General features: G+C 71.5%; 10 protein-coding genes. 4 read left to right on the top strand and 6 right to left on the bottom strand.

Annotation, left to right across the window (positions count from 1 at the left end):
• Positions 1–66: 66 nt before the first annotated feature.
• A complete protein-coding gene (locus AC0IW9_RS29420; protein ID WP_471651865.1) occupies positions 67–489 on the bottom strand; it encodes a hypothetical protein in 423 nt (140 codons plus the stop codon).
• A gap of 23 nt (positions 490–512) precedes the next feature.
• Positions 513–797 carry a DUF6489 family protein gene (locus AC0IW9_RS29415; RefSeq protein ID WP_471651864.1) on the bottom strand — a complete coding sequence of 95 codons (285 nt, stop codon included), beginning with the start codon at positions 795–797 and terminating at the stop codon, positions 513–515.
• A gap of 217 nt (positions 798–1,014) precedes the next feature.
• On the opposite strand from AC0IW9_RS29415, the gene AC0IW9_RS29410 reads away from it, so the two are divergent.
• Complete coding sequence (locus tag AC0IW9_RS29410) at positions 1,015–2,079, top strand: LLM class flavin-dependent oxidoreductase (protein ID WP_471651863.1); 1,065 nt, start codon at positions 1,015–1,017, stop codon at positions 2,077–2,079.
• Between the two features lie 6 nt (positions 2,080–2,085).
• Here the strand turns inward: AC0IW9_RS29410 and AC0IW9_RS29405 are convergent, their stop codons facing one another.
• The 3 genes from AC0IW9_RS29405 to AC0IW9_RS29395 all read right to left on the bottom strand — a co-directional run bounded on the left by AC0IW9_RS29405 (position 2,086) and on the right by AC0IW9_RS29395 (position 3,340).
• Positions 2,086–2,484: a hypothetical protein gene (locus tag AC0IW9_RS29405; protein WP_471651862.1), complete on the bottom strand. Its 399-nt coding sequence runs from the start codon at positions 2,482–2,484 to the stop codon at positions 2,086–2,088.
• A gap of 11 nt (positions 2,485–2,495) precedes the next feature.
• Entirely contained in the window at positions 2,496–2,978 is a 483-nt protein-coding gene (locus AC0IW9_RS29400; RefSeq protein ID WP_471651861.1) for a hypothetical protein, read from the bottom strand.
• A 137-nt stretch (positions 2,979–3,115) separates the two neighbouring features.
• The gene (locus AC0IW9_RS29395; protein ID WP_471651860.1) at positions 3,116–3,340 is read right to left on the bottom strand and encodes a con-10 family general stress protein; all 225 of its coding nucleotides are present in this window, start codon (positions 3,338–3,340) and stop codon (positions 3,116–3,118) included.
• Positions 3,341–3,548: 208 nt separating this feature from the next.
• Between AC0IW9_RS29395 and AC0IW9_RS29390 the strand changes: the two genes are divergently transcribed.
• Both AC0IW9_RS29390 and AC0IW9_RS29385 read left to right on the top strand, forming a co-directional pair.
• On the top strand, positions 3,549–4,958 hold the full coding sequence (locus AC0IW9_RS29390) for a CoA transferase (RefSeq protein WP_471651859.1): 1,410 nt from the start codon (positions 3,549–3,551) through the stop codon (positions 4,956–4,958).
• Positions 4,959–5,035: 77 nt separating this feature from the next.
• Entirely contained in the window at positions 5,036–5,995 is a 960-nt protein-coding gene (locus AC0IW9_RS29385; protein ID WP_471651858.1) for a Bug family tripartite tricarboxylate transporter substrate binding protein, read from the top strand.
• Positions 5,996–6,014: 19 nt separating this feature from the next.
• On the opposite strand, the gene AC0IW9_RS29380 is transcribed toward AC0IW9_RS29385, so the two are convergent.
• Positions 6,015–7,733, bottom strand: coding sequence for an N-acyl-D-amino-acid deacylase family protein (locus AC0IW9_RS29380; protein WP_471651857.1), 1,719 nt, complete (start codon positions 7,731–7,733; stop codon positions 6,015–6,017).
• Positions 7,734–7,884: 151 nt separating this feature from the next.
• On the opposite strand from AC0IW9_RS29380, the gene AC0IW9_RS29375 reads away from it, so the two are divergent.
• The coding region (locus AC0IW9_RS29375; RefSeq protein WP_471651856.1) for a bifunctional metallophosphatase/5'-nucleotidase at positions 7,885–9,388 on the top strand (1,504 nt) is incomplete at its 3' end.

The following is a 9,388-nucleotide window of genomic DNA, read 5'->3' as shown; positions in this document are numbered from 1 at the left end:
ATTCGCGGATGACGCGGGCATCGGATGCCGGCTCGCGGCTCTAGGTGAAGAGGAAATTGCTGAATTTCAGCATTGCGGGCTCCGTGACGAGGCTCTGGCCGGCGGCAGAGGCATCTGCTGCGGCAGGGGCGGCTGCGGCGGCGCGGTGGCCTGGGGCGGTGGCGGCGGTGCGGCCATCTGCGGCACGGCGGGCGGCGCGGACGGGGCCGGCGGCGGCGCCTCCATCTGCGCCTCCGCCTCGGCCTGCTCCTCGCCCGGCCGGCCTGGCTCGCCGGACTGGTATTCCACCTCGAAGGAGGGCGGCGGCAGCGGCTCGGGCGGCCGCGGCCGGCTCATCACCGCCAGCACCACCAGGGCGACGAAACCCAGATGCAGCAGGACGGAGCCGACCAGCCCCGGCCGCAGCCGGCGCCAGGGCCGCTGCCGGCGCGGCAGCCGCCGCTGCCCCGGCCGCAGCGCCGGCTCGGCGCGCAGGGTTGGTGAAGCCATGCCGGGAGTGCCGCCGCGTCCGCTCAGCCCTGGTCGGAGCCTTTTGGCCCGCTGCCTTTGGGTGGCGTCGTCATCGGGGTGAACATGCGGAACAGCCCGCCGAGCGCATCGCGGAACTGGTCCGGCGTCTGCGGCGCTAGCGGCATCCAGGTCTTCAGCAGCGCCTCGGGCGACAGCGCAGTCACCCCATCCAGCATCTGCTGCTGGATCCGGGCCATGACCGCATCCTGCATCGGCCGCAGATCGGGCAGCCCGAGGAATTGGCGGGCCTCCTCCGGCGTGCACTCGACCTCGACGTTGATCTTCATCGGACTGGGATCTTCATGGAACGGGAGACTCCGCGGCGGCTCGCCGCCGATATGGACCCATGGCCGCCGCCCCGCCAGCGCGGTTACGCTTCGTTGGTTGCCTTGGAATCGATCCAGGCACCGCCGATCCGCCCGGCAAGCCCGCTGTTGCGGCGCGGCACAACTGGGCTAGGTTCCTCCTGCCGCCGCCGGCCAGAGCCTCGTCACGGAGCCCGCAATGCTGAAATTCAGCAATTTCCTCTTCACCGAGAGCCGCGAGCCGGCATCCGATGCCCGCGTCATCCGCGAATGCATCGAGGAAGCGAAGCTCTGCGACGAACTCGGCGTCGAGGTCCTCTGGCTGGCCGAGCACCATTTCGACGGCAATTGCGCCTATGTCGACCCGACCACCTTCGCCGCCGCCATCCTGGCTGCCACCAAGCGGATCAAGGTCGGCTTCGCCGTCGCCCAGGTCTCGCTGCACCATCCCATCCGCCTGGCCGAGCAGATCGCCCTCCTCGACAACATCGGCGAGGGCCGGCTGATCGTCGGCCTCGGCCGCGGCACCGCCTACAACGTCTATGAATACCAGGGCTACGGCATCGACTGGCAGGAGGCGCACGACCGCTATGCCGAGGCCGAGGCCATCATGCTCAAGGCCTGGACCAGCAAGTCCGGCTTCGCCCACCAGGGCAAATTCTGGGACATCAAGGCGCCGCGGCTGCGCCCGGAATGCTTCACCCAGCCGCACCCCGTCGTGCTGCGCGCCGCCTCCTCCGAGGACGGCGCCATGCACCTGGCCGAGCGCGGCCTGCCCTTCATGATGAACGTCCAGTCGCTGGAGGCGACCCGCAAGCGCCTCGCCGCCTATCGCGCGAAGCTGTCGGAAACCGGCCATGACGAGGCGACCATCGCCCGCTGCATGGACGAGAGCTGGGTCTGGCGGAACGTGGTGGTGGCCGAGACCGATGCCGAGGCCGCCCGCATCGGCATCCCCGCCTTCGAGGCGATGCAGGAACAGCGCCGGGTGATGCGCGAGCGCGTCTATGCCGAGCAGGGCATCCGCATGGTGAAGGAAACCGTCCCCCCGGCCCGGGTCCAGGTCGAATCCGCCCTTATCCACGGCTCGCCCGCGACGGTCGCCGCGAAGATGGCCGAAATCGACCGCACCGGGGTCGGCGGCGTCATCTGCTCCTTCCGCCTCGGCCCGATGCCGGCGGCGGTGGCGAATGAATCGATCCGTCTTTTCATGACCCGCGTGGCACCGGAGTTCCAGCCGCGCCAGGCTGTCGCCGCGGAATAGCCCGGCTCAGCCCGGACGGCGGATAAAGAGCCAGCAGCCACCCCCGGCACGACCGAGCACGCGGATGTCCAGGGCCCTGTTCGCATCCGAGAAATCCCCGGTCCAGCCGAAGCGCAGGTTCAGCCGCCCACTCGCCAGCCCTGACTCCAGGCGGCCCCGAAAATCCGGCTGGTTCATGCAGGGGGCGATGCCGGTGAAGAAGTCGAGCCCGAGGGTCGGCCGGCTGCCATAGCCGGATTGCGCCGCCTCGGTCGCATTGAAGCGTTCCACCCGCCCGGCGGCATCCAGCCGGACGGCACCGAAGGGCAGCCGGTCGAGCGTCGCCACGTCCATGGCCTCCACGCTTTCTCCCAGATCCGGATCGTCGAACCCGGGGGCGTCCGAGCCTGGGTGCTCGCCTTGCATCTGAATCTCCCTCATGGCGCGCCGGAGAAGACGGCGCCGCACAGGATGTGGGTGGGGGTCAGGCCCTGGCCCAAGGGCAGCAACAGCCGCTCGAACAGCAGCGGTGGTCCGTCGCCGAAGTCGAAATGGCCGTATTCATGGCTCGGCTTGGCGGTCGCCAGGCAGCGGCCATAGGCATAGGCAGCACCGCCCAAGGGGTCCTCGGCAGGATGCGGCGGCGCCGCGCCGATCCATTCCTCGAGCAGTGGCCGGCCTGCCCGCTGGCTGAGCGCCGCACCGACGCGCACGAGGCGGAAGGCTGGCGAGCCCTGGTGCCGCACCACCTCGGCCAGGCTCAGCTCGTCCCAGTCAGGGGCCCCGGCATCCATCTGGTCCACGGTCGGCAAGTGCCAGGCGGACCCGAAACCGCTCCAGGCCTCATGAAGGTTGCGCAGGACCGGTGTCCGTAGCAGGGCCCGCAGGCTGGATGGCCGCTGGTAGGGCAGCCAGGTCACGGCCCATCATCCGGGCCGCTGGCCCGGCGGCTGGTCCCCGAGAAGTCCGGGCCGCCGAAACTTCTAGTCGGACGCAGTGTCAGTGGAACGGCCCCGGGCCTTACACTCCACCCTGTATATCGTTTCGGAGAGGAGGGCTAGGCCGGTGCCCGGTCGGGCGGCGCCTTGCTGCCATGGCTATGCTGGCCACCCTTGCGCCCGGCTTCCGAGGCTTTTTCCCGATCATTGGCGAAGTTGCCGGGGTTGTTCGCCTTGCCCTGGTTCATGCCGCCGATATGCCCCGCCATCCGCGCCTTGTTGCGATCATTGGCGAAGTTGCCGGGGTTCGAATTGCCACTGCCGGAGGGCTGCCGATTGGCCATAGTCTTCATCCACCCTTGCTGGTTGCGGAGCATGACGCTCCGAGAAAACCAACGCCGACGGCACCGGCTGTTTCCCTGAAATATATCCTTTACGTTGAGAAACTTTATGCGGCACCGCCCTGGGTTGTGCCGGAGCGATCGGATCGCGGAGGACCTTGCCGCTGGCTCCGGCAGGTCTAGGCTGGTCCCGAAATCGAGGAAACCCGCCATGGCCGATCCAACCCCCACCCGGATCATCCAGGACCTCTGGTCCCTCGCCGGGCTGGCGCCAAGCAAGCTCGGCGCGTTGGACTTGACCGGCGCCGAGCCGTCGCTGCCCTCCTCCTTCCGGGTCGGCGCCGCGGCCCAGGCCAGCATCGCCGCGACCACCGCCGCCGTCGCCGCCCTGCACCGGGCCCGCGGCGGGCCGGCCCAGGCCGCGCGGGTGGACATGCGGCACGCCAGCCTCGAATTCCATTCCGAGCGCTACCTGGCGCTGGAAGACGGCGAGGGTGGCGCCCGCTGGGACAGCATCGCCGGTACCTATCGCTGCGGCGACGGCCGCTGGGTCCGGCTGCATACCAACTTCCCGCACCACCGCAGCGGCATGCTGACCCTGCTGGGCTGCGAAGGCACCCGCGAGGCCGTCGCCGCCGCCCTCGCCCGCCGGGAGGCCTTCGCCTTCGAGGATGCCGCGGCCGCCGCCGGTCTCTGCGCCTCCGCCATGCGCAGCTTCGCCGAATGGGATGCGCATCCGCAGGGCCGGGCGGTGAACGAACTGCCGGCGCTGCGGATCGAGCGCATCGGCGATGCGCCGCCGATGCCATTGCCCCCGGCGGCGGCGCGTCCGCTCGCAGGGCTGCGGGTGCTCGACCTCACCCGCGTCATCGCCGGCCCGGTCTGCGGCCGCACCCTGGCGGCGCATGGCGCCGAGGTGCTGCATATCAACGGCGCCCACCTTCCCTCCTTCGACGAGCTCGTCGTCGATACCGGCCGCGGCAAGCGCAGCGCCGCGCTGGACCTGCGGTCCCTGGCCGGGCGGGATGCGCTGCGGGCGCTGGCGACCCGGGCCGATGTCTTCCTCCAGGGCTACCGGCCCGGCGCCATCGCCGGCCATGGCTTCTCCCCGGCCGAGCTGGCGGCGCTGCGCCCCGGCATTGTCTGCACCTCGCTCTCGGCCTATGGCGAGGTCGGTCCCTGGGGCGGCCGGCGCGGCTTCGACTCCCTGGTGCAGACCGCCAGCGGCTTCAACCATGCCGAAGCGGTCGCCGCCGGCGCCGACCCGGCCACGGCCGAGCCGAAGGTGCTGCCCTGCCAGGCGCTCGACCACGCCTCCGGCTATCTGCTCGCCTTCGGCACCCTGGCGGCGCTGCTGCGGCGGGCGGAGGAAGGCGGCTCCTGGCTGGTCCGCGTTTCACTCGCCGGCACCGGCCGCTGGCTGCGCGGCCTGGGCCGGCTTCCGGATGGCTTCGCCGCCACCGTCCCCGGCATGGAGGAGATCGGCGACCTGCTGGAGACCAGCGCCAGCGGCTTCGGCCGGCTGACCGCCATGCGCCATGCCGGCCAGCTTGCCGAGACCCCGCCGCATTGGGCGCTGCCTTCCGTGCCGCTCGGCACCCATCGGGCCGAATGGCGCTGAGCCCCGGCGCCGCGACCGCCTGATTTCGCCCGGCGGGGACTTCGGCTAGTCTCCGGCAAAACCGGGAGGACCAACCGATGACCCCTGCGCCCCGCTGGCTTGCGCTCGCGGCCCTTTGCCTATTGGCAAGCCCTGCCGCCGCGCAGACCTATCCCGATCGCCCGGTCCGCCTCGTCGTCCCCTTCACCGCCGGCGGCGCCACCGATGTCGGCGCCCGGGTCCTGGCGGAGGCGCTGGGCCAGATCCTGCCGCAGCCGGTGCTGGTCGAGAACCGGGTCGGCGGCGCCGGCATGGTCGCCGCCGAATTCGTCATCCGCGCCCCGGCCGATGGCCATACCATCCTGTTCAACAATACCAGCCACGCGGTGCTGCGCGCCGTGGTGCCCAATGCCAGCGTGGACCCGATCCGCCAGCTCTCGCCCATCTCCATCCTCTCCGAGATGCCGATGGTCATGCTGGTCTCGAACGGCTTCCCCGCCCAGGACGGCCGCGGCTTCATCGCCGAGGTCCGCGCCAATCCGGGGAAGTATGATTTCGGCAGCACCGGCGGCGGCGGCACCCTCGGCATGGCGGCGCTGCTCTTTCAGCGGACCACCGGCTTGGCGATGAACGAGATCCCCTACCGCGGCGGCGCCCCGGCGACGCTCGACCTCGCCGCCGGCCGTATCGGCCTGGTCTTCGACATCGCCCTCACCGGGCTGCAGACCTACAAGGGCGGCCAGGCCCGGGCCTTCGCCGTCACCGGACCCGCGCGCAGCCCCGCCGCGCCCGACCTGCCGACCTGGCGGGAGATCGGCGTGAATGCGGAGATGGTGGTCTGGCAGGCGATCTTCGTCGCCGCCGGCACGCCGGCCCCGATCAAGGCGGCGCTGCATGCCGCCGTCGCCCGGGTGCAGCAGGGCGAGGCGCTGCGGCGCAAATGGACCGAGCTCGGCGTGGACCGGGTGCTGGCCCTGCCGCCGGCCGAGGCGGAGGCCTATGTGCTGCGCGACGTCGAGCGCTGGGAAGCGCTGATGGCCGCCGCGCCCAAGCCCTGACCCGGCGGCGACGGGTGCCTCAAGCGGTCGCCCGGACCAGCCGGCCCGGCCGCGCGCCCGTCTCCTTCCCCTTCTCGAAGATCGGCACGCCGGAGACGAGGGTCATGTCGTAGCCCTCGACCTGCTGCACCAGGCGGCGGCCGCCGGCAGGCAGGTCGTAGATCATCTCCGGATGGTGCAGCCGCAGTTCGTCCATGTTGATGACGTTCACGTCCGCCTTCTTGCCGACCTCCAGCCGGCCGCGGTCGTGGAAGCCGAAGAAGTCCGCCGTCTCGCTGGTCTGCCGCTTGATGACGAACTCGAGCGGCAGGCGATCCCCGCGCGAACGGTCGCGCACCCAATGGGTGATCATGTAGGTGCAGAGCGAGGCGTCGCAGATCACGCCGCAATGGGCGCCGCCGTCGGACAGGCCGAGCACGGTATGCGGGTCGGTGATCATCTCCTGCACCACCGCCAAGTCGCCATGGACGTAGTTGGTGACGGGGAAGTAGAGCATCCGGCTGCCGTCGCCGCCGGTGAGGTAGTCGTAGCAGAATTCCTGCGGGGTCTGGCCGGCGCGTTCGGCCATGGCGGCGATGCTGCGCTCCGGCCCCGGCTCGTAGTCCGGCGGATCGCCCAGCAGGTACATGCGGTCCCACCGCGTGGCGATCTGGCGGGAGAGCGGCGGCAGCACCTCCATCAGCCGGTCGGAGGCTTCCTGGCCCAGGATGGTGGCCCGCAGCGCCGGGTCGCGCAGCCGGGCGAGCTGCTCGGCCGGCGAGAGGGTGGCGGTCTCGGCATAGGCCTCGCGCAGGGCGAAGGGGTTCAGCGAGGTGGTCAGGCCGAGGATCAGCCCGACCGGGCGGCCGGCGACCTGGGCCGACATCGGCAGGCCCTCGGCCCGGGCGGCGCGGACGCCGTCCATCAGGCGGCGCCAGCGGTCGGGGTCGTAGGAACGGTCGGTCAGCAGGAACCACAGTGGGCGCTTGTTCTCGCGGGCGATGGTGTTCATCCAGTCGAATTCGGCGGCCTCGTCCTCGAAGTCGGACAGCATGCCGAAGGCGCCGCGGCCGGCGCGGCCGAGCGCCTGGCCGATGCCGATCAGTTCCTCATGTTCGGCATAGCGGCCGGGGACCAGGTCGCCGTCCGGGGTCTTGTGCTGGTCGGTCCGCGAGGTGGTGAAGCCGAAGGCACCGGCCTTCAGCGCCTCCTCGGTCAGGCGGGACATCTCGGCGATATCCTCGGCGGTCGCCATCTCCCGCCTGATCGCGCGGTCGCCCATGACATAGACGCGGAGCGGGTGGTGGGCGACCTGCGCCGCGATATCGATGGTGCGCGGCAGCCGGTCCAGCGCATCGAGGTATTCGGGGAAGCTTTCCCAGTCCCACTTCAGCCCCTCGGCCAGGGCGATGCCGGGGATGTCCTCGACACCTTCCATCAGGTCGATGAGGCCCTGGTGGTCGCGCTTGCGGACGGGCGCGAAGCCGACGCCGCAATTGCCGAAGAGGATAGTGGTGACGCCGTTCCACGACGACGGCGCCAGCACCGGGTCCCAGGTCGCCTGGCCGTCGTAGTGGGTATGCACATCGACCCAGCCGGGGGTGACGAGGCGGCCGGCGGCATCCACCTCCCGCCTGCCCGGCCCGGCGGTGCCGCCGACCTGGGTGATGCGGTCGCCATCGATGGCGAGGTCACCGACGAAGGCCGGCTTGCCGGTGCCATCGACGATGGTGCCGCCGCGGATCACGATGTCATGCATGGGGGTCTCCTGTGCTGGAGAGGCGTGTGTCGGTCGATCGACCAGGAGGATGGCCGCGGATCCGGCGGGTGGCAAGCCGGCGGCGTTGACGCTGCGCCGCGGGGACGGCTTAGTCGCGGCCCATCCTGACGCCACCGGCCGGGGAGCCCGCTTGACCCATTTCCTGTTAGGCCGCCGTGCCGCGCTGGGGGCCGCCCTGGCCCTGGCCGCCGCCCAGGCCGAGGCCGCCACGCCGGCGGAGACCGTGACGCTGACCTTCCTGCACGTGAACGATGTCTACCAGCACCTCGGCACCGCGGCTCATGGCGGGCTGGCCGAGCTCGGGACGCTGGTGGATGCGGCGCGGGCCGCGGCGCCGGGGCCGAGCTTCCTGACCTTCGGCGGTGACCTGATCTCGCCCTCGCTCGCCTCCTCCGTCACCGGCGGCGCGCATATGGTGGCGATCTTCAATGCGCTCGGCACCGATGTGGCGGTGCTGGGCAACCATGAATTCGACCTCGGCCTGGAGGTGATCCGCGCGCGGATCGCCGAGAGCCGCTTCCCCTGGCTCGGCACCAATGTCCGGGCGGCGGATGGCCAGGTCTTCGGCGGGGCGGTGGCGACGGTGCTGCGGGAGGTGGCGGGACTGCGGATCGGCTTCGTCGGCGTCCTGACCAAGGCGACGGCGGACCTCGCCGTGGGCGCCAGCGCCGTCACCTTCGGGGCGGAGGAGCCTGCCCTGAAGGCGGGCATCGCCGAGCTGCGCCGGCAGGGCGCCGATATCGTCGTCGCGCTGACCCACCAGGACCTGGCCGAGGATGAGCGGATGGCGCGGGAGGTCGAAGGGCTCGACCTCGTCCTGGGCGGGCATGACCATGAGCCGGTGCTGAGGCGGGATACCGGGGCGGCCGTGGTCAAGGCCGGGGGCGATGCGGAATGGCTGGCCATCGCCGAGCTGCGCGTGCTGCGGCCGGCTGCGGGACGGCCGGCGCGGGTCCGGGCGATCGGGCTGCGGCTGGTCCCCAACGTGGATGTCGTCCCCTCCCCGCGCATCGCGCCGCTGGTGGCGGATGTGGAGGCGCGGCTGCAGGCGGTGCTGGGGCAGCCGCTCGGGCGGCTGGCGGTGCCGCTCGATACCCGCACCGGCCTGGTCCGCACCCGGGAGGCGGCGATGGGCGACCTGATCGCCGATGCGCTGCGGGCACATTTCGGCGCCGATGCGGCGCTGGTGAATGGCGGCGGGATGCGGGGCAACCGGGAATACCCGGTGGGCCATGAACTGACCCGGCGCGACCTGATGGCGGAAATGCCCTTCGGCAATGCGGTGGTGCTGCTGGAGGTGACCGGGGCGGCGCTGCGGGAGGCGCTGGAGCATGGCGTCTCCGCCGTGGAAGCGGCCGCGGGGCGGTTCCCGCAGACCAGCGGGATCTCCGCGGTGTTCCACCCGGCGCTGCCGCCGGGGCATCGGCTGCGGGAGGTGCTGGTGGGGGGCGCGCCGCTGGATGCGGCGCGGCGGTACCGGCTGGCGACGGTGGACTACCTGGCGCTGGGCGGGGATGGCTATGCGGCGCTGAAGGGGGCGACGGTGGTGGTGGATGCCTCCGGCGGGCCGTTGCTGGTGAATGTGGTGGCGGAGGCTGTGCTGAAGGCGGGCGGGGTGGACGTGCGGCCGGGGG

The organism is Belnapia sp. AC561 (assembly GCF_979252845.1).
This window is presented reverse-complemented; position numbering and strand designations above follow the sequence as displayed.

Excerpts from the sequence above, each read along its gene's own strand:
- AC0IW9_RS29420 (WP_471651865.1), bottom strand. The coding sequence starts at position 489 with ATGGCTTCACCAACCCTGCGCGCCGAGCCGGCGCTGCGGCCGGGGCAG.
- AC0IW9_RS29415 (WP_471651864.1), bottom strand. The coding sequence starts at position 797 with ATGAAGATCAACGTCGAGGTCGAGTGCACGCCGGAGGAGGCCCGCCAA.
- AC0IW9_RS29410 (WP_471651863.1), top strand. The coding sequence starts at position 1,015 with ATGCTGAAATTCAGCAATTTCCTCTTCACCGAGAGCCGCGAGCCGGCA.
- AC0IW9_RS29405 (WP_471651862.1), bottom strand. The coding sequence starts at position 2,484 with ATGCAAGGCGAGCACCCAGGCTCGGACGCCCCCGGGTTCGACGATCCG.
- AC0IW9_RS29395 (WP_471651860.1), bottom strand. The coding sequence starts at position 3,340 with ATGGCCAATCGGCAGCCCTCCGGCAGTGGCAATTCGAACCCCGGCAAC.
- AC0IW9_RS29390 (WP_471651859.1), top strand. The coding sequence starts at position 3,549 with ATGGCCGATCCAACCCCCACCCGGATCATCCAGGACCTCTGGTCCCTC.
- AC0IW9_RS29385 (WP_471651858.1), top strand. The coding sequence starts at position 5,036 with ATGACCCCTGCGCCCCGCTGGCTTGCGCTCGCGGCCCTTTGCCTATTG.
- AC0IW9_RS29380 (WP_471651857.1), bottom strand. The coding sequence starts at position 7,733 with ATGCATGACATCGTGATCCGCGGCGGCACCATCGTCGATGGCACCGGC.